The sequence below is a fragment of the Marinobacter sp. UBA5687 genome (genome assembly GCF_002420325.1).
In the GTDB taxonomy this organism is placed as follows: domain Bacteria; phylum Pseudomonadota; class Gammaproteobacteria; order Pseudomonadales; family Oleiphilaceae; genus Marinobacter; species Marinobacter nauticus.
On sequence record NZ_DIHV01000026.1, the window covers coordinates 15,420 to 38,832 of the forward strand.

Genomic DNA, 23,413 nt, shown 5'->3' on the forward strand with positions numbered 1-23,413 from the left:
GCATCGGCAAACAGGGCATAGACCCCCGGCTCACCGGTTTTCTTGTGCTCCAGCAGTTCATTGGTCACGCCACCGTAGGCAGAGACCACAAAAATCCGCTGGTAGAGGTCGCTCTTCTTGCGCTTACCAATAATGATATTGTCGCGCACGGCCTCATAGTTACTCATGGAAGTACCGCCGATTTTCTCGACAGTATGTTGTGCCGTTGTCATGTCATTGCCTTTGCTATCCTGCGGAATGTAAGGTGGGATGGCGGGCGCCTTACGACGCCTCGCTAACACCTTCCTGCATGATCTCATCGACACTCTCGGCCAGGATTTTCACACCCAGGCGCAGATCGTCTTCGCTGGTGGTCAGCGGCATCAGGCACTTGATCACCTCATCGTTCGGACCACTGGTCTCGATGATCAGGCCGTGCTCAAAGGCACGCTTGGTGATCGGGCCGGTCAGATCTGCATGCTTGGCCTCGATGCCGCGCATCAGGCCCCGGCCTTTCATCTTGAACTCACCCGGGTACTTGTCGCAGATGGCCTGCAGGGCATCACCCAGCACCTTGGTCTTGGCCTTCACTTCGTTGGCAAAGGTGTCGTCCTTCCAGTAGGTTTCAATGGCGGCACGGGCAGTGACAAACGCCATGTTGTTACCACGGAAGGTACCGTTGTGTTCACCGGATTCCCACACGTCCAGTTCCGGCTTGAACAGCACCAGTGCCATCGGCAGACCATAGCCGCTCAGGGACTTGGACACGGTCACAATGTCCGGCTTGATGCCGGCGAACTCAAAGCTGAAGAACTCGCCGGTACGGCCGTTGCCCGCCTGGATATCATCCACAATCAGCAGAATATCGTGCTTCTGGCACAGCTCGGACAGACCTTTGAGCCACTCGGCACGGGCGGCGTTCAGACCACCTTCGCCCTGCACGGCTTCAACAATGACGGCAGCCGGCAGCTCAACGCCGGAAGAGCTGTCTGACAGCACCTTGTCCATGATGGCCAGGGTATCAACGTCTTCGCCCAGGTAGCCGTCGTAGAACATGAAGTCGACATGCCCCAGGGGAATACCTACGCCACCACGGTGATGCTCGTTACCAGTGGCTGCTACCGCACCGGTAGTGACACCGTGAAAACCGTTGGTGAAGGAAATGATGTTGGTACGGCCTTTCACCTTACGGGCCAGCTTCATGGCCGCTTCCACACAGTTGGTACCGGTGGGACCGGTGAACTGCATCTTGTAGTCCAGACCACGGGGATCGAGGATGTGCTTTTTGTACGATTCCATGAAGTCGTGCTTGGCGGTGGTGAACAGGTCCAGGCCCTGGCTCACACCGTCCGCTTCAATGTACTCAAGCAGCGCTTTCTTCAGGATGTCGTTATTGTGGCCGTAGTTCAGGGAACCGGCACCGGCCAGAAAGTCCAGGTATTCCTTGCCATCTTCGGTGTACAGATGCGCGTTCTTGGCGCGGTTGAAAATCACCGGAAAAGCACGGGAATAAACGCGAACTTCAGATTCAGTAGACTTGAAAATTTCCATTGTCTTGCCTCTTAGCATGTCAGGTTCGAGGTAAATGCGCGGGAGCCTGTCGGTAAAACGTGTCGGTCGCAACAGACCCGCCGAGCGTTGCTTTAAGCCGAATGGCAGGCCCACCCCGGGCGGCCTGCCGGCTACTACAATCTCGTCAGTGGTTCACGCCTGAAGGCGTGAACACAGGCTCTCAGACAGGGTTCGTGAAAGGCCCGATGCGCAGCAGAAATTCAGAATCGTGCTTGCCGCCAAAATGGGTCTCTTTCTCGAAATGCTCGTGGTAGGTGAGCTCAGCTCCCAGATCACGGGCAAAAGAGCGGAACAGCGCCCACGAGGCCTCGTTGTCTTCGGTAATCGTGGTTTCCAGGTGCGTAACGTTGCTGCACGCGTCCCGGCCAACGATTTCCTTCAGCATCCGCTTGGCGAGGCCCTGTCCACGACCTTTCTCGTGAACCGCCACCTGCCAGACAAACACGGTCTCGGGCTGTTGGGGAGGGATGTATCCGGAGATAAAGCCGACCAGATCGCCTTCCTTCTCCGCGGCCACGCCGGTCTCGGCAAAGTGGCTGCACTGCAACAGGTTGCAGTAAATCGAGTTGGGGTCCAGCGGGGGGCATTCCGCAACCAGCTGGTGAAGCCTGTAGCCATCATCCTTTGTCGGTTTACGCAGGGTGATGGCGGTGGTATTCGATCCTTCTGATGTCATAACGTGATCAATTCGCTGCCAAAAGTTAGTGTTGAATTATATAGACCACAAAATATATTTCAAGTCGACCCCGGCCAGCCACTCAACACGGCCCGGGCCCGATCGTTTCAGAATAGACCGGATTGAAGCATTTGCCAGTGACAAATTGGTTACCGGAAAGACGGAAAAATGATGCCCTCCGGCACAAGATGGGTGCCGTCAATCAGGCGTCTTCGATAGGACACAGCGGCAGGCGACCCTTCGGGCCAAAGCCTGTCAAACTGAGCCAGCCAGGCATCGATATCGTAAGCCACCGGCATCAGGGAAACATGCAGACCGGGCCGCGCAATTGCCGCCAACGGCTCCATAAAAGGGCTTGTAAAGCCAATGCGGGTAACGAGCCCCCGGGAGTCGGCACGCAGATTACCCATGCCGGCCGCACCGTTATTGGCCACGATCCGTTGTTTTTCATCCACTTTACCGGACCAGACCACCGGCAGACAGGTATGGGTGCAAGCGATCAGGTCGGCACCGGTGGCACGAAACCAGTACGCCAGCTTTTCCTCGCCGCCCGAGGCAATAGATTCGTGAGCCAGCCCCCACCCGGCCAGAGACTCCGGATCACCATGCAAGACCAAAACCTTTAGGCCTCCAAATATCAGGCAACGGTATCGTGGCAATAATGAGAGTTTCTTTTGAATATCGGGGTGTCGGTCCGCCACCACCTGCAGCCGCCCCATCATCTGATTGGACCGCTCCACCACTCCCTGATCCACATACTCCGGGTACGCGCAGCCACAGCCGGCGCCGGCATTGGGGACCGAGAGCTCATAATCCACGTTGCCGAGAATCGCTGTGTGGTCCAGGATCCGGCTATTGATCTCCCGGAACAAGGTGTCGTCAGCGTTAAACCAGTTGAAATCGCCATTGAAGACCAGCTTCACCCGGTGGCCATGGCGCTCCTCTGCGCGCACCATGACCTCGATTTCATCAAGGGCGAAGGCATTGCCGTAAAGACCACCGACGATGTACAGCACGTCCTCAGAAACCTGCGCCGGCTCTCTGCAAAGAGACTCTGGCGTGTAGCGGTATGTCAGCGGGCAGCTGCGCCCTTCTGTATCAGCCATGATCTGGCCCCTCCGTTCTGGTCAGGCACCTTCGGCGGCCACCGGCTTTCCAGCCAGACGCTTTAACAGCAAGGGCAGGAAGAAACACACCGTACAGATCAGGAAACCGTAAGCATTCACGCCCAGCAACATCGCATAGGCACCGTCACCAATCGCCCAGCTTGATGGGATGAGGCCCACCGCCAACAGAACACCAAGACCAAGCCCGATCCAGAAGCTGAGATGGAAGCTCCAGGGCGACCACTGGGTAAAACCATAGAACAGGAAAACCGGCGCCAGCCCCATGACCATGGTTCCCGAGATGGTCGTCGCCTTGAGGATGTCAGTACCGGCGAACATGGGCAGGTTACCCAGGAAGGCAAAAATCACCATCACCACGGCCCCCACTCTCATGCTCGGCAGCTTGTCCGACGCACGCCGCGCCAGGCGAGGCAGATCCACCGCAAGGGACTTGGCCAGTGAGGTAAAGGTGGAATCGAGAGTGGAACCGGCCGAGGTCATCATCACCACGCTCATAAAGAACAACGCCGCCAGCCCCAGGGACTGGCCCACTGCTGCGGGCGCGTTACCCATGGCCTCAATGCCGTTAAGCCGGGCGTGAACGCCCACCAGACTGAAAATAAACACCGCCACAAAGCCCAACAATCCGGCGACCACAAAGCTCTTGAGCATGGTCTTTTCCTTGTTCACAAAGCCCCGGTCAGTCAGCACCGGATCGTGGAATGGATAACTGAACAGTTGCAACAGAGCCACCAACAGCAAGTCGAAACCAGCATTGAGCCGGAACTCACCATTAGTCAACAGGGCGCTGGTGTCGTTGGCAGGGATGATCAGGAACAATACCGCCCCCACAAAGAACACAAACACGAAGGCCTGAATCACATCGGTGAAGATCGAGGACCGGAGACCGCCCTTCAGACTGTAAGCCAGGGTAAACACCGTAAACAGCATCGCCGCCGCGTAATACTCCCACTCACCGGGCAACCCGAAGTAACCGCCCACCACCGCGGTGTTACTCCAGACCTCGTTATAGAGCCGGATAAGAACCGCCGCGGCAAACGCCAGACTGGCCAGCCGCCCGAAACGCGAGGTCAGAAAATCCTGCAGACTCCGGGCCCCGGTCTGGGTCCGGATCAGGTAAATCACATAGCCTGCCACCGGGATGGACAGCCAGTAACTGGCATAAGCCAGACCGCCCACCACACCATAAGCCGCCCCCAGATTCGCCGCATTAGTCACCGACTTGGCAAAGATCCAGCTGATAAAAATACTCGCCGTCAGCGACCACTGACCCACCGGGTTGCCCTGATCATCAGCGCCCTTGTAAAAAGAGTTTGCGTTCTTGCTCTTGGGCGACAGCGCATACATAACCACGCCGTAGACCAGCAGGAATCCCCAGAACAGGGATACTTCGGTAAAATTCATTGTCTTGTTCCTGGTTTACGGTTTAACGGATCTACGCAGGCGCCGAACAACTCGCCCCAAAGCGGTAGCACGAGAAACACCGGTGGTGCCGCAACATGATCCGCTCGTCCATACTCTCCGCCAGCGTGCCACCAAGGTCATACTGCGGATCATCGTCCACCAGCGTGCAGGCATACACCCGCACCTGTTCGCCCTTCTTCACCAGCATCCGCGTATAGGTGCACATAAAGTGCGACCGGGATTCCTTCGTCGGATACTTCTCCATGCAGGTCTCGGTAATCTCCGGGCTGCCATCTTCCGAACCAGGCGTGCCCAGGTCCGGAAACGCGGTGAACGCCAGGCCCTCCGGAATGCCCCATTCCCGGAAGATTCCACGGAACGCGGCTTCGATATCAGCCGGAATTTCCTTCGGATCGGTCTGGCGGGCAATGGATACCTTGAAACCCTGTTCGATCAGCCAGCGGATGCCCTGCAAGGCCTCATCAAAGCTGCCCTCGCCGCGGTCCTTGTCATGCCGGGCGCGGTCGGGAAAATCCAGGCTCACCCGGAAGTGGATCGGATAGGGGTTATCCAATAAGGGCAGCACCTGATGCTGGCGCTTGTGCAGCGGCTCAGTGGCGTTGGTGAGCACAAAGCAGGGGCGGTACTGGCTCGCGTAGTCCAGGATATTGACGAAATCCCGGATCACGAAGGGCTCACCACCGGTGAAGGAAAACTGCTCCACGCCCATGTCAATGGCTTCGTGGATAAACGGTTTCACGTCAAGGAGCTTCATGCCCGGGATGCGGCCATCACCGGGATGGGAACCCTCCAGGCAAAACGGGCAGGCCAGGTTGCAGGCGGTACCAGTGTGTATCCACAGCTCTTTTAGCCTGTCGGCATCGATGTATCCCCGGGGATCACCGTTGCGGGTGTGGGTCCAGCGATCACGGGCCCGGGGTTCCAGAACTTCCACGGCCGGAATGCGTTTAGCGCGGGCCGGTCGGGTTTTGGTCAGGGGCATAGTGGCTCCTTGGTGTATTCGTCTTTTTCCCACGGCGCCAGCCATGGAGCTTCTCCAGCAGCTTCAGAATGCCTTCAGGGGCATGAGAGCGCTTCCATTCACCGGCCGCGTACTTGGCCGACTCGTTCCAGGTCGGGTAGGGGTGAATGGTGCCCAGGATCTTGTTCAGGCCCAGACCGTGTTTCATCGCCAGGGTGAACTCGGCCAGGATTTCCCCGGCGTGCGTGCCCACCACCATAGCGCCAAGAATCTTGTCTTTGCCCGGCGGAGTCAGCACCTTGATAAAGCCATGGTCCTCGCTTTCGGCAATCGCCCGGTCCAGGTCATCCAGGCCGTAACGAGTAACCTCGTAGGCCACGCCCTTTGCCTTTGCCTCAGCCTCACTCAACCCAACTCTGGCCACTTCCGGCGAGGTGAACGTAACCCAGGGCATTACCCGGTAATCCACCTTGAAGCGCTTGAACTGCCCGAACAGACCGTTGACGGCCGCGTACCAGGCCTGGTGGGCCGCAGCGTGAGTGAACTGGTACGGGCCGGCCACATCGCCACAGGCAAACACATTCGGGTACCTCAGGCTCATGTCCTCTTCCACCGGTACCGTTCCGTTTGGCAGGGTTTCCACACCAATACGCTCCAGATTCAGGCCGGCGGTGTTGGCTGCGCGGCCAACCGCCACGAGAACCTGATCGAAAGGAATGCGTACCCGCTCACCTTCATGCTTACAGTAGGCAACCTTCTCCCCTTCCTCTATACGAAACTCGGCGGCAGAATGTTTCAACCGAACGTCCACGCCGTCTGCCCGAAACTGTTTCAACACCAGTTCAGAGACATCGGCATCCTCTTTCGCCAGCAGGCGCTCACCCATTTCCACCTGCGTCACCTGACTACCCAGCCGCGCAAACGCATGGGCCAGTTCCGAGCCAATCGGGCCACCGCCGAGCACCAGCAGACGGTCAGGCTGTTCTTCCAGTTGCCACAGGTTGTCCGAGGTCAGCGGCTCCATGTCTTCCAGACCAGGAATTGAAGGTACCGCCGGCTTGCCACCGGTGGCCACGACGATGCTGCGGGCGGTGAGGCGCTCGGTGCGGCCATCGTTGTGCCTTACTTCCAGTTCCCAGGGCGACACAAAGCTGGCTTCACCAGTAATGCAGTCCACACCCAGTTTTCGGTAACGCTCGGGAGAATCGTGGGGCTCAACTTTCGCAATCACCTCCCTGACGCGGTTCATGATGTTTTTGAACGAGCCTTTGACCGGCACCGATTCCAGCCCGTACCGATTGGCATGGCGCAGCGTATCCGCGGCCCTGGCGCTGCGAATCAGGGCTTTGGAGGGCACGCAGCCGGTATTGAGGCAATCGCCGCCCATCTTGTGCTTTTCTATCAGGGCAACCTTCGCTTTCACCGCCGCCGCTATATAGGCAGAGACCAGACCGGCGGAACCACCGCCAATGACCAGCAGGTTGTAGTCGAAATGCGCGGGTTTCTGCCAGCCGGCATACACCTTGCGGCGGCGGATGAAGCCCACCACAAACTTGGCAATCAAGGGAAAGAGACCCAACAATGCAAAGGACAGCAGCAGGTCAGCCGAGACAATGTCGCCGGTGGACTGAATCTGCCCCAACTGGGTGCCGGCGTTTACGTAAACAAACGTGCCAGGCAACATGGCAACCCAGCTCACCACGGCATAGGTGCGCAGCTTCATGGCGGTCAGGCCCATGGCCAGGTTGATCAGGAAAAAAGGGAACACCGGTACAAGCCTCAGGGTGGCCAAGTAGAAGGCACCATCTTTTTCGATGCCACGGTCCATTTTCGCCACTGTGTCTCCGTAACGTTTACGCAACGAATCCCGCACCAGGAAACGAGCAGCCAGGAACGCCAAAGAGGCTCCAACGGTCGAGGCTAAAGACACCGCAGCAAATCCGTACAGGTTTCCGAAGAAAGCCCCTCCTGCCAGAGTCATGACCGTTGCCCCCGGCAAAGACAATGCGGTAACCAGTACATAAACCACCACAAAAGCGGAAAGCGCAATCAGTAGATTCGAATCAATCCAGTCGCCAAGACTCTGCTGATGTCTCTTCAGGTTTTCCAGTGTCAGAAGTTCATTTCCGCCAGCTGCGATAAAGCCGATCACAACAATCGCAATGGCGAAAACAAGAATCCACTTTTTCAATGTCATGAAAGAAACCCTTTAAACACTTGTCGTTTACCTTTGAGACACATCAACTCTACACCTGTTACACCTCGCCCACCTTTTAAACATGCCTATTGGGTTTTACGTCATCGTGCCCTGCCAGATGTCATCAAATACACACGATTGTTTAACAATTCAGTCACAAGTTGTTAGTGCATACAGTCAGGGAAACTTCTCGACACATCGGGCGCCTTGCCGCTATTCTTGAACAACCGCTCACGAAAGAGAATAACCATGACTCACACAGCCCCTCCACACGAGCAGGCGCTAGTATGCGGGCTGCGTGACGGAGACAACCTCGCCTTTCAGGAAGCTGTGCGCAGCTTCACGCCCGGTATGCTCGCGGTCGCCAGGTTTTACCTTGATGAGGCGGCCGCCGAAGACGTCGTGCAGGACTGCTGGGTCGCCGTAATCGATGCCATTCAGAAATTTGAGGGCCGTTCGGGGCTAAAAACCTGGTTGCACCGCATTGTCGCCAACCGTTGCAAGAATCGGCTGCGGGCAAGCAAACGGGAAGTCCCTCTCGACGACTCAGACGGCCTTGAGCCTGATCTGGCGGAACGCTTCAACGCCAGAGGCCACTGGCAATTACCCCCCAGGCTGAAGTTTCATGAATCTGCCGATACGCTGATGGAAAATGGCGCCCTTAACCAGTGCCTGGACAAACATCTCTCTGCGTTGCCGGAAACCCAACGATCCGCCCTGATTCTCTACGAGGCGCACCAGCACAAATCAGACGACCTCTGTAACATTCTCGGGGTCAGCGCGTCCAATCTTCGGGTGTTGTTACATCGTGCCAGGCAGAAGATCTTTCTGATGGTAGAAACCTTCCAGGAGACCGGCGAATGCTGAAATGCAGCGAGCTGGCCAGGATCGCCAGTGACTACATCGACGGCGAGTTGGACACCCGGCGGAATCTGTCGGTGAAAACACATTTGATGATGTGCAAACATTGCCGAACCTTTATCGGTAACCTGCGCGCCAGCAATGAGTTGCTGGGTGCCCACGCCTCGGCACGAACCGAGGAAGCGTTTCTGCGCAAGATTGATGAACGGGTAGCCGAAGCCTTGAACGCCCGAAGAGGCAAAGATGTAGATGGCGACTGACAGCCCACCCTGCAATTCAATCGCAGCTATTTTTGAGCGAACACTCACGTTATGATTGCCCGAATATTCATTGAAAGACCCAGCGGGGAAACAGATGCCCAGACCTCCAAGCTATGATCGGGAAACTGCCCTTGCCAGCGCGGTCGGCCTGTTCTGGCACAAGGGCTACCATGGCAGCTCCATGAAGCAGATTGAGCGGGCTCTGGACATGCGCCCGGGCAGCATCTACGCAACATTCGGCAGTAAAGACGGGCTGTTTTCGGAAGCGCTGGCAAGGTATGCGCACCAGGCAGGCGAAGATCTTGCCTGCCACATGGCCGGCTACAACAACGTGCTGGATGGCCTGCAGGCTTTTCTGGTCAAGATCGCCAGGAGCTGTTCAGAGCCAGACAGCAGCACCCCGGCGCGGGCCTGCCTGATTGTGAAAACGCTGCTTGAATCCAGCAACACCAACACCGCGCTCCATCAAGAGGCAAAGGCCTTACTGACCGCCATTGAAAATGCCTTTACCGAGTTACTGGAAGCCGCCAGAAAGCAGGGCGAGCTGGCGCCCGACACAGATTGCCGACGCCTGGCCAGACTGTATCAAAGTCAGATCATGGGGCTTCGTTCCATCGCCGAACGGGAGCTATCTCGGACCGAACTCGAACAGTTGGGTCAGGATATGGCCGCTATCCTGGAGCCCTATCGGGTCCGGAACTGAATCACCGGGCGGGACCGTTGATTTGCTCCAGAAACGCCGCCGGTAACGCATCAATCACGGGCCGGGCGTCACCGGCCAGCTCCGGGTTCGGCGTCTCCGGTTCCTGACTCAGGGTCACAGGCGATTCGGACCAGTGCAACAGTTCCAGCCGACCGTTTTCCCGCTCCACCAGTGCGGTGCAGTGTTCCACCCAGTCGCCATCGTTACAGTAGAGACCCTCTTCGCTGCGCAGGAAGCCCGCCGAGTGGATATGGCCGCAGATAAAACCGTGATAGTGGCCTTTTTCCGCCGCGGTCAGCGCTGCCAACTCGAAACGGCGGATAAAGGTTCTGGCCTTGCCAATCCGGCTTTTGATCCAGGCCGCCAGCGACCAGTAGGGCTTGCCCTGTAATCGCCGCAGGGCGTTGAACCAGCGGTTCAGACGCAGCAACAACCCATGGGCGCGGTCTCCGACCAGCAGCATCAAAGGGCTGCAGCGCACCACCTGGTCAAACTGGTCGCCATGGCAGACCAGAAACTGACGGTCGTCGGCGGTGGTATGCACGGCCTTGTACTGCAATTCGATGCCGGAAAACGTCTGGCCACAGAAACGCCGGAAAAATTCATCGTGATTGCCCGGGATGTACACCACCCGGGTTCCCGTTGCGGCCAGCCCCAGCAGCTTGTGGATAACCTGTCGGTGGCTGTCTGGGAAATGAGCCCGTCGCTGCATGGCAATCAGGTCGACGATGTCGCCTACCAGGTAAAGTGTCTGGCACTGAATGTTATTCAGGAAATCCAGCAGATAGTCCGCCTGGCAATCGGCGGTACCCAGATGGACGTCGGATATGAATACGCTTCGATACTGTCGCATGGTGCCTCCGGTGAGAACAGGCCTGCTTTCAGGATCCTGACATCACCTTGGCAACACCCGGTGACACCGGGGTGACAGCACCAAGACAATTTGATGAAAGCGGAGCCGATGTGGCCGGCTCCGCTGGCTGCAACTACTGGCGAAGGGCAGGATTAAGCGTGTAGGTGCCGGTTACCCGGGCACTGGCCAGCACATGTCCGGCCATGGCCTGACGCACGTCGTTGCCGTCAAATTCACCCTCCAGGCCCAGGGTGTCCACATCCAGAGCATGCACTTCAAAGTGGTAGTGATGGATGATTTCATCATTCCAGGGCGGGCAGGGGCCGTCATAACCGGCATAGGTGCCGGCCATGTCCGGATTGCCGGCCAGAAACTGGGTGTAATTGTTCACACCACGGACACCAATCGGACCAGGTCCATAATCCTTGCCCTTGGGGCTGACACCATCGCTGTCTTCACCTTCCGGGATCCGCTTTGTGCCAGCGGGAATATCCACCAGCAGCCAATGGAAGAAATCGACGCGTGGCAGGTCGGCCGGCACGGTCTTGCCTTCCTGATTGACGTCGTCGGCGACGCTGGGCACATCCGGGTCAAACATCATTACCACAAAGCTTTTGGTGCCCTCCGGTGCACCATCCCAGACCAGCTCCGGATTCCGGTTGGGACCAAAGCTCATGTGGTCCTGCTCACTGAACACACCGAAGGCAAACTTTTCCGGTACCGGCTGGCCTTCCTCAACACCTCGAACCTGCAGTTTCACGTCGCTTTCTCCTGTCTGTTCTTCAAGTGGATGAGAAGTTTGTAGCAGCGCCAACGGCTCTGTGTCCAGCCCGACAATACTAACGATGGAGCCAATAGGTACTTGGGCTCAATTGTCTCGCTCCAACATCGGCGGTAGTATACGCCCCTGTATTAGCTCCCTAATCATAGACATTCAGGCCAGTGACGACAGCCAAGCGCTTTCATCCGAGAGCGTTTGGCTCTCATCACTTAAAGGTCTGAAACGTTATGGAAAACCTTCATCACATAGTCGTGGTCGGCGGCGGAGCCGGCGGTCTGGAACTGGTCACCAGTCTGGGCAACAAGCTTGGCAAAAAAGGCAAAGCCCGTATTTCCCTGGTCGACGCCGGTCTTACCCATGTTTGGAAACCCCTGCTGCATGAAGTGGCCTCCGGCTCGCTGGACGCCAGCGCCAACGAAATCAATTACCGCGCCCACGCCCGCAAGCACCATTACGAGTTTCAGCTCGGCCGCATGAGCGGTCTGGACCGGACCAATAAAGCGATCGTGATTGCCCCGTTCCGGGATGAAGAAGGCCAAGAAGTAGTGCCGGAACGGCGCCTTCATTACGACACCCTGGTGATTGCTGTTGGCAGCACCGCGAACGACTTCGGCACCCCCGGCGCACAGGACCACTGCCTGTTCCTGGACAGTCTGAAGCAGGCTCGCCGCTTTCATAACCTGATGCTCAATGCCTTCCTGCGCAAAAACCACGAAGCCCTTCAGGGCCAGCCCCATGCCCTGAACATCAGCATCATTGGTGCCGGAGCCACGGGCGTGGAACTGGCCGCTGAACTGAGGCTGGCATCCCGCGAATTGCCCATCTACGGCATGAATCACCTCAAATCTTCCGATGTTTCCATCAGCGTGATCGAGGCGGCCGACCGCATATTGCCTGCGCTGCCCGGGCGCCTTTCCGCCGCAGCCACCCGGGAACTGGAACGCCAGAAGGTCAAGGTATTGACCGGACAACCTGTAAGCGAGGTGCGCGAGAACAGTCTGATCATGAAGGACGGCACTGAACTGCCCTCGGAAATGACCATCTGGGCCGCTGGCATCAAAGCACCGCCGTTCCTGGCGGAACTGGACGGCCTGGAGACCAATCGCGGCAATCAGCTGCTGGTGGAACAGACCCTGAAAACCACCAAAGATGCGGATATCTTCGCGTTTGGTGACTGCGCCGCCTGCCCGCAGCCGGAATCCGACCGGCCGGTGCCACCACGTGCCCAGGCCGCACACCAGCAGGCCGATGCCCTGTTCAAAACCCTCTGCAACCGGCTGGAAGGCAAAGAAGCCGTTCCCTTCGTGTACAACGACCATGGCTCACTGATCAACTTCAGCAAATACACCACCGTCGGCAACCTGATGGGTAACCTGTCCGGACGCAGTATGTATATCGAAGGGAAAGTGGCCAGGCTGTTCTACGTGTCGCTGTACCGAATGCACCAGGTGGCCTTGCACGGTTTCCTGCGAACCGGCGTGATCTGGCTGATGGACAAGATCAGTCGGGCCATGCAGCCACGGTTGAAGCTGCACTGATTCAGCCCCAGTAAAACATCCCCGACTGTTTCCCGAGGATGGTTGCGGCAATGTGCCGGTCGCAGGCTTTGTTGGCGAGGCCATAGCACACGTGCAAGGGCAGGAGGTGCTCTTCCCGGGGGTGACAGAACCGGGCATGGGGCGCTTGCTCCCAATCTGCCAGGCGCTTCGCCCGCTCCGGCTCCGACAGGGAGCTGTCGCCGCAGGTCTGTTCCAGCCAGTCCTCAAAGGCCAGATTACGGGCCTGGATTTCCGGTGTCTGTGCAGCAAAGAAGGCCCGCATGTTGTGGAACGAGAAGCCGGAGCCAAGCACCAGCAGGTGATCGTAATCCAGTGCCTGCAATGCCCGGCCAATCGCAAGGTGCGTACTGGCGTCCAGAGTGTTGACCAGTGAGAGCTGAATGCAGGGAATATTTGCCTCCGGATACATCAGTTTAAGCGGCACAAACGCACCGTGATCCAGGCCCCGCTGGTCATCCAGGCGGGCCTGGATGCCAGCCTGATCCAGCGCCTGGGCGACCTGCTGCGCCAGCACCGGCTCACCCGGGCAGGGGTATTCGATCTTGTAGGCTTCCGAAGGAAAACCGTAATAATCGTAAATCAGCGACGGCGTAGTACCTGAGGTAATGGTCGGGATCGCCTCCTCCCAGTGGGCACTGATCACCAGTATCGCAGAGGGTTTGCACAGGCCAGCCGCTAGCTCTGTTAACCGATCCACCATGTCCTGGTGCCCGGGATCTCCCAGCAGCGGCATGGGGCCGCCACCGTGGGAAACAAACAGTACATCGGTCGCTTTGCTCATGGCGTTCTCTCCCCGGTTCAGCTTTCTTTCTGCAACAGGTTATCGACAGAGAACCGGCCTGCGCCCTGAATCGCCAGAGCGACGGTGGCGGCAAACAGCGTGAGTGCATACTCGTAACCATTATTGGCCATAAACAAGCCATTACCGATATGCACCGCGAAAATGGCCACCAACATGGTGAAAGCCGCAACCACCGCCGCCGGACGTGTCAGTAGCCCGAGCACCAGTGCCAGACCGCCAAAGAATTCGGCACCACCTGCCAACAAGGCCATCAGGTAGCCTGGCTCCAGGCCAATACTGGCCAGCCATTGTCCGGTACCTTCCAGCCCGTATCCGCCAAACCAGCCGAACAGTTTCTGGGCACCATGCGCGGCCAGGATCAGACCCACCGGAACCCTCAGTGCCAGTGCGGCAAAGCCACCATTGGATTGGAGTAATGCCTTTGTGAATTGAGCGTTCATATTCGTCACCTTAAGTCTTTCTCTGATTGGTTTATCCCGAAGCCCTGGCCTCAGGCCATGGGCTCACTTTACTATCACCAATTTCAAAGACTAAGATGACTCTTGTTGCTATATTATCGTCATTTTATTGATAATCATCAGCACAACTCAGATCAGGACACCGCCATGGATCGTATTGAAGCCATGCGCACCTTCGTGACAGTGGTCAACGAAGGCAGCTTCACCCGAGCCGCTGACCGCCTGGACACCTCGCCACAACTGGTCAGCAAATACGTGTCTCAACTGGAGACACACCTGGGCGTTCGGTTGCTGAACCGCACCACGCGCAGGCTCCACCTGACCGAAGCAGGCAGGCAATATTACCCGCGGGCCCAGCAGGTGCTCAGCGATATTGATGATCTGGAAAATCAGCTCGGCGACCTGCAAACCGAGGCCCAGGGCCTGCTGCGCATCAGTGCCCCGGTTTCTTTCGCCATTCGCCACATGCCAGCCATGCTGACCGAGTTCCAGCGAATACACCCCGCCGTGGGTATTGATCTGCAACTCAATGACCGGAAAGTCGACATAGTCGAGGAAGGCTTCGACATCGCGCTGCGCATCGGCCGCCTGCAAAGCTCTTCCCTGATCGCCAAGCGGGTGGCGCCGGTGCGGCTGGTGCTGTGTGCCTCTCCAGCTTATCTGGCACGATACGGCACCCCCGGCAAACCGGAAGACCTCCGGGACCATCAGTACCTGCGCTACAGCTACATGGACCCGGATTCCAACCATCCCCCGCAGAAGTGGCTCCAGGACAACCGCAGTGACAACCTGCAGGGAATGGTCAGCAACAACGGCGACGTGCTTGTCGAGGCAGCCATTGCCGGGGCCGGGATTGCCCTGCAACCGACCTTTATCGCGGGCCCCGCCATTCAGGAAGGCAAGTTAATGATCGTCCTGCCGGAACATGAACCGGAGCCGCTGGGGCTATACGCCGTCTACGCTCACCGCCAGTTACTGGCAAGCAAGGTCCGCAGCTTCATCGACTTCATCGACGGCTATTTTGGTGATCCGCCCTATTGGGACAGGTTTGAGTAGCTGCAATGCACCGTCAATCAAAAGACGCGCGGATATACACCGAGCACAACGTCATTGGACATTTTCAAGTTGTTGGAAAGCGGATATTTAAGGAGATTCTGAGATATTTGCGGGGATCAACCTGGAGCGGGCGATGGGAATCGAACCCACGTCGTAGGCTTGGGAAGCCTCTGCTCTACCATTGAGCTACGCCCGCCTGCATAATGATTGCCACAGCAATATAAGCCCGGGCCCTGCGTTCGGGCAAGCCCCTTTGGTCTGGAGTCTGATGGATCCCACACTTACCCTGATTGGCGCCTTGATGCTGGTGATCAGCATCGTTCTCAGCCCGCTTTCCAGCCGCGTTGGCATGCCCGTGCTGCTGATCTTCCTGGTCGTGGGCATGATGATGGGGGAGGACGGCCCGGGTGGTATCGAATTCGACAACTTCGAGCTGGCCTTCCTGATCGCCAATCTGGCGCTGGGTGTGATTCTGCTGGATGGCGGCATGCGTACCCGGGTGGAAACGTTCCGGGTAGGTCTGCGGCCGGCACTGGTACTGGCCACCCTTGGCGTTGGCCTGACCGCCGGTGGCGCCGCACTGGTTGCCTGGTGGGTGTTCGACCTGCACTGGCTGATGGCTTTGTTGGTCGGCGCCATTATTTCCTCCACCGATGCCGCCGCCGTCTTCTCACTACTCCAGGGCCGGGGCCTGCATCTGAACGAGCGGGTCAGCGCCACGCTGGAAATCGAATCCGGCAGTAACGACCCCATGGCCATTTTCCTGACTCTGCTGCTGGTTACCCTGATTGGCAGTTACGAAGAGGGGGCATTGGCCAAAGGCCTGATGATGCTGGTACAGCAGTTCGGCATCGGCACGGTGGCCGGCCTCCTTGGTGGCTTTGCCGTGGTTCAGCTGGTCAACCGAATACGACTGACCCCGTCGCTTTACCCGCTGCTGGTAGCCGCTGCCGGCATCGCCGTGTTCTCCTCAACCAACGCCATCGGCGGCAGTGGCTTTCTGGCGATTTACCTCACCGGGGTGGTGATTGGTAACCGGCATGTTCGGATGATGCCGATGATTCTTCAGGTGCATGATGGCCTGGCCTGGCTGGCACAGCTTTGCCTGTTCCTGATGCTGGGCCTGCTGGTTAATCCATCGGATCTGGTGCCGCTGGCCGGTGGCGGTCTGATTCTGGCACTGGCGCTGATTTTCGTGATCCGGCCGGCCACCGTGCTACTCACGCTTTGGCCTTTCGCGTTCAATCGGCGGGAGTTGGGGTTTATCAGTTGGGTGGGCCTGCGTGGCGCAGTGCCGATCGTGCTCGCCCTGTTTCCGATTATTGCAGACCTTCCGGATGCCCAACTGGTGTTCCATGCCGCCTTCTTTATTGTGCTGGTATCGCTGCTGGTACAGGGCACCACCATGGCACCATTGGCGCGCAAACTGAAACTGGAGGTGCCTGCAGGGGAAGATCCGTACCGCAGGCTACCTCTGGATGTGCCTGCCGCAGGTGATCACGAACTGATGCTGTTTCCGCTGCGCGGCAAGAATTGGGAAAGCCCCCGGGCCCTCGGCCAGCTCAGGCTACCCGACAATACCGCCGTTGCCGGTATCTTCCGGGATCGCAAATGCCTGCAACCGACCCGGGAACTGGAAGTTGCCTCAGGCGATGTGGTGGCCATGTTTGCCACGCCAGCCTTGCTGCCGGATCTTGGCAAGGCCCTTAGCGGCAGGCAGGCGCCGAAGCATCTGGCAGAACGGGCATTCTTTGGGGATTTTGTGCTCAATGGCGATGCCCTGCTGGGGGATGTTGAACAGGTGTACGGCATCGAATTTGACGAGCTGCCGCCCGAACTCTCCCTGGCTGAGTGTTTTGCCAGGCGTACCAAGGGCCACCCGGTGGTTGGTGACAAGGTTGTGCTGGGGCCCGTTACCCTGGTCGCCAGGGCCACCGACGCTGACCGGGTGACCAAAGTAGGCATGAAAATGGATTCCTGAATGGGATCCCGGTCAAGAAAAGCCAAACTCTGTAACAGAACCCCTTATCACCCCGTTACCAGGCTATGGTATAAACAGCATGAACAAAGTTTAACCATTTACCGATTTGTGCGAGTTTCATGATTGTTCGAGTTCTACTGACCATCGCCCTGATTGCCTCCCCTCTGATGGCGTCAACCTCTGAGCTTCTGGCCCGGGCCGACACCCGCATGATGCCGAGCCCACCGGAACCGGCGTTAATGGAAGGCCTGCTGGAGATTACCCAGGTACTGGTCAACAAAGGAGAACGTCGCCTTTACCTGCTCAGCGGTGATGAAACCGTACGCCAGTACCGGATCTCCCTCGGCGACAATCCCGTCGGCCACAAGCTGTACGAGGGGGATGAACGCACACCCGAGGGTGACTATGTACTGGACTGGCGCAATGCCAGCAGCGACTTCTATAAATCCATCCACATTTCCTACCCCAGCCCCCGCGACCGGGAACTGGCTGAAGCCTGGGGTCTTGATCCCGGCGGCAGCATCATGATCCATGGCCTGCCCAACAATGCCGGCGACATGGCCTTTGCCTACACCGGGCTGGACTGGACCAATGGCTGCATTGCAGTGAGCAACGAAGCCATGGATGAAATCTGGCAACTGGTCCAGAATGGAACCCCCATCCGCATCGTTCCGTGATTCGTTCTGCTTGGTGACAACGCCATGAAAGCCGGATTAAGTTGTTGTCATAAGCTAAGAAAATTTACGTATCCTTAGTTAACATTTTGTCTCTGAGTGTTTTACACTGTTTAACGACTCCGGTAGTCACTGCCTATCGGGCCTAGCAGAAGGGAGCTGTCTGACCGGCTTCCGGATCACAGGAAATAAAACGACCAATAAGGGGATTTACAATGCGTAAACTGACGATCGCCGGGTTTGCACTGGCTACTGCTCTGACTGCAGGTTGTGCCACTACTGAACAAGCTGCTATCGACGAAGCAAATGCAACTGCCAGCTCCGCTGAGCAGACTGCCAACAACGCCCTGAACACAGCTAACAGCGCCGCCAGCAGTGCACGCACTGCCCAGCAGACTGCTGAAGAAGCTCTGGCTGCAGCCCGTGCTGCCCAGAAAGCTGCTGACGAAGCAAACGAGCGCGCCAAGCGTATGCTCGAGCGTGCCAGCCAGAAGTAAGGCTGTCAGCTAGCAAAAAAGGCCGGTTAATCCGGCCTTTTTTGTGGCTGTCTGCCCCCCCCCGGCTTTACTGGTCTGGTTTGTCCGGCCCTTTGTTAGCCGACTGGTTGTCCAGGAAGTTCTTGATCATATCCATCGGCAGTGGGAAAACAATGGTCGATGAGTTGGTGTTGCTCATATCCGCCAAGGTCTGCAGATAACGCAACTGCATAGCCCCCGAGTTCGCCGACATGACTTCTGCTGCCTCCACCAGTTTCTTCGACGCCTGAAGCTCGCCTTCAGCGTGGATAACCTTGGCCCGGCGCTCCCGCTCGGCTTCCGCCTGACGGGCGATGGCGCGGATCATGGATTCGTTCAGATCCACATGTTTGATTTCCACGTTTGCCACCTTGATACCCCACTCTTCCGTCTGGGCATCGATGATCTCCTGAATGTCGGCGTTCAGCTTGTCCCGCTCCGACAGCATCTCGTCCAGATCGTGCTTGCCCAGTACAGACCGCAGCGTGGTCTGGGCCAGCTGGCTGGTGGCGGCGCCATAATCTTCAACCCGGATGATGGCTTTTTCCGGATCCACCACCCGGAAATACAGCACCGCATTTACCCGCACGGTCACGTTGTCTTTGGAGATCACGTCCTGGCTGGGAACATCCAGGGTAATCACCCGAAGATCAACTCGCACAATTTGCTGGATGCCGGGAATGACGATGATCAGACCGGGGCCCTTTACACCCTGGAACCGGCCCAGAAAGAAGACCACGCCACGCTCGTATTCCGGCAGGATCTTGATTGCCGACCCGAGGATCAGCAGCAGCACCACCGTCGGTGCAATATAGGGAATAATGTCACCGAGATTCATACGGCCTCCTTGATTTGCCGTTGATGTTTAATCTGTGTGCTTCGCCGGTTCATCGTCTCCGGGTTCCACCAGCAGGGTCAGGCCGTCCATACCGTTGACCCGCACCTGGGCCCCGGCGGCAATGGCCACCTGACTCCGGGCGTTCCAGCGTTCGCCGCTGACCCGTACATGCCCCGTGTAGGCATCATAGGTGGGAACAAAGTTATCCAGTGCCACACCGTGTTCGTGGACCAGCTGCTCACTACCCGAGACCGGGTGGCGCCGCCGAAGGCCGATGAACCGGGTAACGGTCCAGAGAATAAAGCCCCCGGCCACCACCGCCGTGCCACCAATCGTCGGCAGCGAAATGTCCTGATGACTGCCTTCCATCAGGATGACCGAGCCGGTGACAAACGCCACGATGCCACCGATGCCGAGTATGCCGAAACTGGGCACAAACGCCTCGCCGACAATGAACGCCAGCCCCAACAGGATCAGAGCCAGGCCGGCGTAATTCACCGACAAGACCTGGAAGGCGAACAGGGCCAGAATCAGGCTGATGGCGCCAATGACACCCGGCACCACCGCGCCGGGGTTGGCCAGTTCGAAAAGAATGCCGTAAAAGCCGATGATCATCAGGAAATAGGCCACGTTCGGGTCTGTAATCACCGACAGCAGTTTGGTGCGCCAGTCCGGTTCGGCCCGCACCAATTCCAGTTCCGCGGTTTCAAGAACCCGATCACCGGCGGCCATGCGCACAGTGCGGCCATCAATCTCGTTCAACAGCGCCCGGAGGTTCGGCACCACCACATCCACCACGTTACGCTCCAGTGCTTCGGTAGCCCCGAGATTCACAGCCTCCCGAACGCCCTCTTCCGCCCAGTCCGCATTACGGCCGTGGCGCTCGGCCAGGCCGCGGATGTAGCTCACGGCATCTTCCAGTACCTTGCGCTCCATAGCACTGTCGCCACGACGTTTCTCGGGCGATTCGCTCTGGTCAGTTTCCTCGGAAGACTCTTCAGGGGCGGATTCAGAAGGGGATTCAGGTTCTGTGGAGCCGGGCAGGCCACCCATTTGCACGGGCGTAGCTGAGCCGAGATTGGTGGCCGGGGCCATGGCGGCAATGTGGCTGCCGTAGAGGATATAGGTGCCGGCACTGGCCGCGCGGGCACCCTGGGGTGAAACGTAGGTCGCCACCGGCACATCGGAAGCGAGGATAGTCTTGATGATTTCCCGCATGGAATCCATCAAACCGCCCGGGGTGTCCATTTCAATCACCACCAGGCCGGCGCTTTCCCGCTCCGCCCGGCGAATACCGCGGGTCACATAATCCATGGTGGCCGGGCCAATCGCACCGTCAACCGAAAGCACCAGGGCCTGACGGGGCGATTCCTGTTGCGCAAAGACTTTCAGGGAAAGACTGAACAGGGCCAGCAAGGCTCCGGCTACAAACACCAGCGCCCAGAGCTTTACTCTGGGGGTGAGTGTCGATGTCCTGAATTGGCTTGCACGCATCTCAACCTCCCACGGGAGTGATCAGAACAGCTTTGCCAGAACCGACTCTGGTAACCGCCTGAGCACAAAACCGATCGGGGCCCAGGGCCAGGCGGGCACAAAATGCTCGGCTTTTCCGGCTTCTATGGCTTTCACCATAGCACGACAGCCGGTTTGTGCGTCGACGATGAACGGTGTGTTTTTAACCTTCTCATTGATTTCAGTGCGAATATAGCCCGGATACAGGGTAGTCACACGGATCGGGGACCGGCGTTTTTTCAACTCGATGCGCAGTCCTTCACAGAGTGCTGCCAACCCGGCCTTGGTGGCGGCATAGGTGGTAACGTTGCCCGGCATGCCACGCACTGCCGTTACCGATGATACGGCCACCAGGTGGCCCCGGTTCTGTTCCCTGAATATTTCCATCGCCGCTTCAATCTGGGCGAGGGCGGCGACAAAGTTGGTTTCTGCGGTCTGCCGGTTAGCGTCAAAGCGCCCGGTTCCGAGTGGCTGGCCCTTACCGATACCGGCATTCACGATAATTCGGTCCAGTGCTCCAAAATGAGCCTGAAAAGCCCGGAACACCTCCTGCACCTGAGCATGATCATTCACGTCGAGTGCCATCACCTGAATCCGGATACCCGGATACTGTTTTTCAAGCTCCGCTTTCAGCACCTCGAGCCGCTCAGTTCTTCGGGCGCAGAGCGCCAGGTTATCTCCGCGGGCGGCAAATTCTCGGGCCATGCCCTCGCCAAGGCCAGAACTGGCGCCGGTGATCAGAATACTCCTGCTCATTGCGGTGTTCCTTTACCAGGGGGACTAGAAATACAGGGTCTGTTCCGGCTTGCCCTGTTTCTCGGATTCTGCCGGCTCAACCGAATCCTCGGATGCCATCCGGGTCAGCTTCTCGCCGATCATGGTGGGCAGACCATCGGCCTGATCCACCGCCAGCTCAATGGAACGGCGGCGAAGATCCACATCCGGATGCTGCTGGCGGAAACTCTCTACTTTTTCAAATACCTGAGCCCACAGGCGCTCCCGATCTCGGGCCGAATAGTCCTCATGGGGCCGATGCACTTCCAGCCACACCTCACCACCGGACATGCCGATCTTGACCGGCTCACGAATCACCTGTACCGGCGTGCCTTTCTCCACCTGATAGACAAACCGTGAAATATCTTCATTGTACATGCGGAAACAGCCGTGACTGACCGGCATACCAACACCGAACTGTTTGTTGGTGCCGTGAATGAGGTAGCCTTTCTCACTCAGCATCAGGGCATGAGTACCCAGGGGATTGCCCGGGCCGGGCGGGATCATTTTCGGCAGATAGTCTCCCGACGCCTCATATTCGGCACGAATGCTCGCTGGCGGGTACCAGGCCGGGGACTCCAGTGGCATGGTTACTTTGGCATTGGTCAGCGGCGACGGGTTTTCCTCGGTGCCCACACCAACCGGGTACACCTGCACCCCGCCATCAGGTGTAAAGTAATACAGCCGGTATTCAGCCAGATTAATCACGATGCCCTCGCGCTCAACATCCGGCAACACATACATGCGGGGCAGAGTAATCATGGTGCCTTCGCCCGGCAGCCAGGGATCAATACCGGGATTGGCCTTCACCAACTCCAGGTACCCCAGGGCCAACTTGTTACCAATGCCGGCAAAGGTGTCCTCATAGACGGTATTGAACACCTGCAGTTCTCCGGCCAGGTCACCGTCGGGCTGAAAGGTAGGAACCCGTGGGGAGCGGTCCGGCGCCTGTTCTGATGCCTCCGGCCCGTTTGTGTCCCGGGCGGCCTGCACTGAGGAAAACGGCCACAGCAGACTGACACCAATGACAACAAGCAACCAGCTTTTCCACCGCATAAGATTGGGTTCCCGTAACAACATTTCTCACTCTCAATGACCGGCGTCCGGCTCAGGAGTTCATTACCGTGGCCCAGACCGTCACCACGGCCAGGGCCACAAACAGAATACTCGCACTGATTCGCGCCATGGCCAGTGGCAGGCGTTCCATCAGCCAGCGACCCGCCATGATAACCGGCACATTGGCCAACAGCATACCCACCGTTGTACCCATGATAACCCAGAACGTGTCGGTATACCGTGCGGCCAGGACCACCGTGGCAATCTGGGTTTTATCACCAATTTCCGCCAGGAAGAACATGATGGTCGTGGCCATGAAGGCACCCATACCCAGGAATTTCGAGTCCTCCGAATCATCCTTGTCTGGAATCAACAGCCACAGGGCAATGGCAACAAAGCTGACGGCCAGGATCCAGGGCAGCCAGGCTTCCGGAATCCATTGCGCAACCCAGGCGCCCAGCCAGGCAGACAGGGCATGGTTGAGTACGGTAGCAATCAGAATCCCGAGGATGATAGGGGTACGCTTGGCGTATCTGGCAACCAGAAAGAGAGACAACAGCTGGGTTTTATCGCCAATTTCAGCGATGGCAACGGCAAGCGTCGAAGCGAGAAAAGCATCCATTCAGCAGAACCTCAGGGCGGAGACAATTCAGACATGAGACAGCCCACCTTCCGCCCATTGGAGGTGATCTGCCTCAGGTCTTGCCAATTCCTGTTCAGGAACACGATGGCCATGCAGATTGAGCTGCAAGTATGTTGACCACCGTCTGCCCGGATCACCGGTGCAGAGGCT

23 protein-coding genes, 1 tRNA gene and 1 pseudogene are annotated in these 23,413 nt (G+C 57.9%); 8 read left to right on the forward strand and 17 right to left on the reverse strand.

Annotated elements, in window-relative coordinates:
* From B3Y70_RS02655 to B3Y70_RS02685, 7 genes and pseudogenes are all read right to left on the reverse strand, one after another.
* A pseudogene (locus B3Y70_RS02655) lies at positions 1 to 212 on the reverse strand (aspartate kinase); the annotation flags it as partial.
* Positions 213 to 261: 49 nt separating this feature from the next.
* Complete coding sequence (gene ectB, locus B3Y70_RS02660; RefSeq protein ID WP_014420132.1) at positions 262 to 1,530, reverse strand: diaminobutyrate--2-oxoglutarate transaminase; 1,269 nt, start codon at positions 1,528 to 1,530, stop codon at positions 262 to 264.
* A 181-nt stretch (positions 1,531 to 1,711) separates the two neighbouring features.
* Positions 1,712 to 2,227, reverse strand: a complete 516-nt coding sequence (gene ectA / locus B3Y70_RS02665; protein WP_011783727.1) for a diaminobutyrate acetyltransferase — start codon at positions 2,225 to 2,227, stop codon at positions 1,712 to 1,714.
* A gap of 149 nt (positions 2,228 to 2,376) precedes the next feature.
* Positions 2,377 to 3,333 (reverse strand): hypothetical protein, encoded by a 957-nt coding sequence (locus tag B3Y70_RS02670; RefSeq protein ID WP_286893555.1) that lies wholly within the window; start codon positions 3,331 to 3,333, stop codon positions 2,377 to 2,379.
* Positions 3,334 to 3,354: 21 nt separating this feature from the next.
* The gene (locus B3Y70_RS02675; RefSeq protein ID WP_286893554.1) at positions 3,355 to 4,758 is read right to left on the reverse strand and encodes a sodium:solute symporter family transporter; all 1,404 of its coding nucleotides are present in this window, start codon (positions 4,756 to 4,758) and stop codon (positions 3,355 to 3,357) included.
* A gap of 31 nt (positions 4,759 to 4,789) precedes the next feature.
* Positions 4,790 to 5,761 carry a radical SAM protein gene (locus tag B3Y70_RS02680; protein ID WP_288589144.1) on the reverse strand — a complete coding sequence of 324 codons (972 nt, stop codon included), beginning with the start codon at positions 5,759 to 5,761 and terminating at the stop codon, positions 4,790 to 4,792.
* A complete protein-coding gene (locus tag B3Y70_RS02685) occupies positions 5,727 to 7,937 on the reverse strand; it encodes an FAD-dependent oxidoreductase (protein WP_288589145.1) in 2,211 nt (736 codons plus the stop codon). The genes B3Y70_RS02680 and B3Y70_RS02685 overlap by 35 nt, the downstream gene beginning before the upstream one ends.
* 249 nt (positions 7,938 to 8,186) lie before the next feature.
* Between B3Y70_RS02685 and B3Y70_RS02690 the strand changes: the two genes are divergently transcribed.
* The 3 genes from B3Y70_RS02690 (at position 8,187) to B3Y70_RS02700 (ending at position 9,761) form a co-directional block, all read left to right on the forward strand.
* A complete protein-coding gene (locus tag B3Y70_RS02690; protein ID WP_273030847.1) occupies positions 8,187 to 8,804 on the forward strand; it encodes an RNA polymerase sigma factor in 618 nt (205 codons plus the stop codon).
* A complete protein-coding gene (locus B3Y70_RS02695) occupies positions 8,798 to 9,058 on the forward strand; it encodes a zf-HC2 domain-containing protein (RefSeq protein WP_228224465.1) in 261 nt (86 codons plus the stop codon). Before B3Y70_RS02690 ends, B3Y70_RS02695 begins: the two co-directional genes overlap by 7 nt.
* 94 nt (positions 9,059 to 9,152) lie before the next feature.
* Complete coding sequence (locus B3Y70_RS02700; RefSeq protein WP_273030848.1) at positions 9,153 to 9,761, forward strand: TetR/AcrR family transcriptional regulator; 609 nt, start codon at positions 9,153 to 9,155, stop codon at positions 9,759 to 9,761.
* A gap of 1 nt (position 9,762) precedes the next feature.
* Here B3Y70_RS02700 and B3Y70_RS02705 read toward each other — a convergent pair whose 3' ends face one another.
* Both B3Y70_RS02705 and B3Y70_RS02710 read right to left on the reverse strand, forming a co-directional pair.
* Positions 9,763 to 10,614: a UDP-2,3-diacylglucosamine diphosphatase gene (locus tag B3Y70_RS02705; RefSeq protein WP_206854141.1), complete on the reverse strand. Its 852-nt coding sequence runs from the start codon at positions 10,612 to 10,614 to the stop codon at positions 9,763 to 9,765.
* A gap of 133 nt (positions 10,615 to 10,747) precedes the next feature.
* Positions 10,748 to 11,374 (reverse strand): YbhB/YbcL family Raf kinase inhibitor-like protein, encoded by a 627-nt coding sequence (locus B3Y70_RS02710; RefSeq protein ID WP_121208084.1) that lies wholly within the window; start codon positions 11,372 to 11,374, stop codon positions 10,748 to 10,750.
* Positions 11,375 to 11,622: 248 nt separating this feature from the next.
* On the opposite strand from B3Y70_RS02710, the gene B3Y70_RS02715 reads away from it, so the two are divergent.
* The gene (locus B3Y70_RS02715; protein ID WP_014420117.1) at positions 11,623 to 12,933 is read left to right on the forward strand and encodes an NAD(P)/FAD-dependent oxidoreductase; all 1,311 of its coding nucleotides are present in this window, start codon (positions 11,623 to 11,625) and stop codon (positions 12,931 to 12,933) included.
* Between the two features lies 1 nt (position 12,934).
* Here B3Y70_RS02715 and B3Y70_RS02720 read toward each other — a convergent pair whose 3' ends face one another.
* Both B3Y70_RS02720 and B3Y70_RS02725 read right to left on the reverse strand, forming a co-directional pair.
* Positions 12,935 to 13,735 (reverse strand): DODA-type extradiol aromatic ring-opening family dioxygenase, encoded by an 801-nt coding sequence (locus B3Y70_RS02720; RefSeq protein ID WP_273030849.1) that lies wholly within the window; start codon positions 13,733 to 13,735, stop codon positions 12,935 to 12,937.
* A 17-nt stretch (positions 13,736 to 13,752) separates the two neighbouring features.
* Positions 13,753 to 14,196 carry a DoxX family protein gene (locus B3Y70_RS02725; protein ID WP_222180458.1) on the reverse strand — a complete coding sequence of 148 codons (444 nt, stop codon included), beginning with the start codon at positions 14,194 to 14,196 and terminating at the stop codon, positions 13,753 to 13,755.
* Between the two features lie 165 nt (positions 14,197 to 14,361).
* Here B3Y70_RS02725 and B3Y70_RS02730 point away from each other — a divergent pair, with 165 nt between their 5' ends.
* Positions 14,362 to 15,270, forward strand: coding sequence for a LysR family transcriptional regulator (locus tag B3Y70_RS02730; RefSeq protein WP_288589148.1), 909 nt, complete (start codon positions 14,362 to 14,364; stop codon positions 15,268 to 15,270).
* Positions 15,271 to 15,392: 122 nt separating this feature from the next.
* On the opposite strand, the gene B3Y70_RS02735 is transcribed toward B3Y70_RS02730, so the two are convergent.
* Positions 15,393 to 15,466 (reverse strand) — tRNA-Gly (locus B3Y70_RS02735).
* Between the two features lie 72 nt (positions 15,467 to 15,538).
* On the opposite strand from B3Y70_RS02735, the gene B3Y70_RS02740 reads away from it, so the two are divergent.
* The 3 genes from B3Y70_RS02740 to B3Y70_RS02750 all read left to right on the forward strand — a co-directional run bounded on the left by B3Y70_RS02740 (position 15,539) and on the right by B3Y70_RS02750 (position 18,422).
* A complete protein-coding gene (locus B3Y70_RS02740) occupies positions 15,539 to 17,251 on the forward strand; it encodes a potassium/proton antiporter (RefSeq protein ID WP_153739737.1) in 1,713 nt (570 codons plus the stop codon).
* 119 nt (positions 17,252 to 17,370) lie between these two features.
* Complete coding sequence (locus B3Y70_RS02745; RefSeq protein ID WP_153739736.1) at positions 17,371 to 17,928, forward strand: L,D-transpeptidase family protein; 558 nt, start codon at positions 17,371 to 17,373, stop codon at positions 17,926 to 17,928.
* Positions 17,929 to 18,140: 212 nt separating this feature from the next.
* The gene (locus B3Y70_RS02750) at positions 18,141 to 18,422 is read left to right on the forward strand and encodes an Lpp/OprI family alanine-zipper lipoprotein (RefSeq protein ID WP_011783700.1); all 282 of its coding nucleotides are present in this window, start codon (positions 18,141 to 18,143) and stop codon (positions 18,420 to 18,422) included.
* Positions 18,423 to 18,489: 67 nt separating this feature from the next.
* On the opposite strand, the gene B3Y70_RS02755 is transcribed toward B3Y70_RS02750, so the two are convergent.
* The 5 genes from B3Y70_RS02755 to B3Y70_RS02775 are packed head-to-tail and all read right to left on the reverse strand — an operon-like array spanning position 18,490 to position 23,242.
* Positions 18,490 to 19,278, reverse strand: coding sequence for a slipin family protein (locus B3Y70_RS02755; protein WP_153739735.1), 789 nt, complete (start codon positions 19,276 to 19,278; stop codon positions 18,490 to 18,492).
* Between the two features lie 27 nt (positions 19,279 to 19,305).
* Positions 19,306 to 20,772, reverse strand: coding sequence for an NfeD family protein (locus tag B3Y70_RS02760; RefSeq protein ID WP_288589149.1), 1,467 nt, complete (start codon positions 20,770 to 20,772; stop codon positions 19,306 to 19,308).
* 21 nt (positions 20,773 to 20,793) lie between these two features.
* Positions 20,794 to 21,546, reverse strand: coding sequence for an SDR family oxidoreductase (locus B3Y70_RS02765; RefSeq protein WP_011783697.1), 753 nt, complete (start codon positions 21,544 to 21,546; stop codon positions 20,794 to 20,796).
* A gap of 24 nt (positions 21,547 to 21,570) precedes the next feature.
* Complete coding sequence (locus B3Y70_RS02770) at positions 21,571 to 22,620, reverse strand: L,D-transpeptidase family protein (RefSeq protein WP_288589151.1); 1,050 nt, start codon at positions 22,618 to 22,620, stop codon at positions 21,571 to 21,573.
* Positions 22,621 to 22,672: 52 nt separating this feature from the next.
* Positions 22,673 to 23,242, reverse strand: a complete 570-nt coding sequence (locus B3Y70_RS02775; protein WP_011783695.1) for a TMEM165/GDT1 family protein — start codon at positions 23,240 to 23,242, stop codon at positions 22,673 to 22,675.
* Positions 23,243 to 23,413 lie beyond the last annotated feature (171 nt).

Bases quoted from the DNA above. Each gene is read 5' to 3' on its own strand.
- B3Y70_RS02745 (WP_153739736.1), top strand. From the start codon at position 17,371: ATGATTGTTCGAGTTCTACTGACCATCGCCCTGATTGCCTCCCCTCTG.
- B3Y70_RS02680 (WP_288589144.1), bottom strand. From the start codon at position 5,761: ATGCCCCTGACCAAAACCCGACCGGCCCGCGCTAAACGCATTCCGGCC.
- B3Y70_RS02760 (WP_288589149.1), bottom strand. From the start codon at position 20,772: ATGCGTGCAAGCCAATTCAGGACATCGACACTCACCCCCAGAGTAAAG.
- B3Y70_RS02685 (WP_288589145.1), bottom strand. From the start codon at position 7,937: ATGACATTGAAAAAGTGGATTCTTGTTTTCGCCATTGCGATTGTTGTG.
- ectB (WP_014420132.1), bottom strand. From the start codon at position 1,530: ATGGAAATTTTCAAGTCTACTGAATCTGAAGTTCGCGTTTATTCCCGT.
- B3Y70_RS02770 (WP_288589151.1), bottom strand. From the start codon at position 22,620: ATGCGGTGGAAAAGCTGGTTGCTTGTTGTCATTGGTGTCAGTCTGCTG.
- B3Y70_RS02720 (WP_273030849.1), bottom strand. From the start codon at position 13,735: ATGAGCAAAGCGACCGATGTACTGTTTGTTTCCCACGGTGGCGGCCCC.
- ectA (WP_011783727.1), bottom strand. From the start codon at position 2,227: ATGACATCAGAAGGATCGAATACCACCGCCATCACCCTGCGTAAACCG.
- B3Y70_RS02765 (WP_011783697.1), bottom strand. From the start codon at position 21,546: ATGAGCAGGAGTATTCTGATCACCGGCGCCAGTTCTGGCCTTGGCGAG.
- B3Y70_RS02705 (WP_206854141.1), bottom strand. From the start codon at position 10,614: ATGCGACAGTATCGAAGCGTATTCATATCCGACGTCCATCTGGGTACC.
- B3Y70_RS02730 (WP_288589148.1), top strand. From the start codon at position 14,362: ATGGATCGTATTGAAGCCATGCGCACCTTCGTGACAGTGGTCAACGAA.
- B3Y70_RS02740 (WP_153739737.1), top strand. From the start codon at position 15,539: ATGGATCCCACACTTACCCTGATTGGCGCCTTGATGCTGGTGATCAGC.
- B3Y70_RS02700 (WP_273030848.1), top strand. From the start codon at position 9,153: ATGCCCAGACCTCCAAGCTATGATCGGGAAACTGCCCTTGCCAGCGCG.
- B3Y70_RS02675 (WP_286893554.1), bottom strand. From the start codon at position 4,758: ATGAATTTTACCGAAGTATCCCTGTTCTGGGGATTCCTGCTGGTCTAC.
- B3Y70_RS02725 (WP_222180458.1), bottom strand. From the start codon at position 14,196: ATGAACGCTCAATTCACAAAGGCATTACTCCAATCCAATGGTGGCTTT.
- B3Y70_RS02755 (WP_153739735.1), bottom strand. From the start codon at position 19,278: ATGAATCTCGGTGACATTATTCCCTATATTGCACCGACGGTGGTGCTG.
- B3Y70_RS02775 (WP_011783695.1), bottom strand. From the start codon at position 23,242: ATGGATGCTTTTCTCGCTTCGACGCTTGCCGTTGCCATCGCTGAAATT.
- B3Y70_RS02670 (WP_286893555.1), bottom strand. From the start codon at position 3,333: ATGGCTGATACAGAAGGGCGCAGCTGCCCGCTGACATACCGCTACACG.
- B3Y70_RS02715 (WP_014420117.1), top strand. From the start codon at position 11,623: ATGGAAAACCTTCATCACATAGTCGTGGTCGGCGGCGGAGCCGGCGGT.
- B3Y70_RS02750 (WP_011783700.1), top strand. From the start codon at position 18,141: ATGCGTAAACTGACGATCGCCGGGTTTGCACTGGCTACTGCTCTGACT.
- B3Y70_RS02695 (WP_228224465.1), top strand. From the start codon at position 8,798: ATGCTGAAATGCAGCGAGCTGGCCAGGATCGCCAGTGACTACATCGAC.
- B3Y70_RS02690 (WP_273030847.1), top strand. From the start codon at position 8,187: ATGACTCACACAGCCCCTCCACACGAGCAGGCGCTAGTATGCGGGCTG.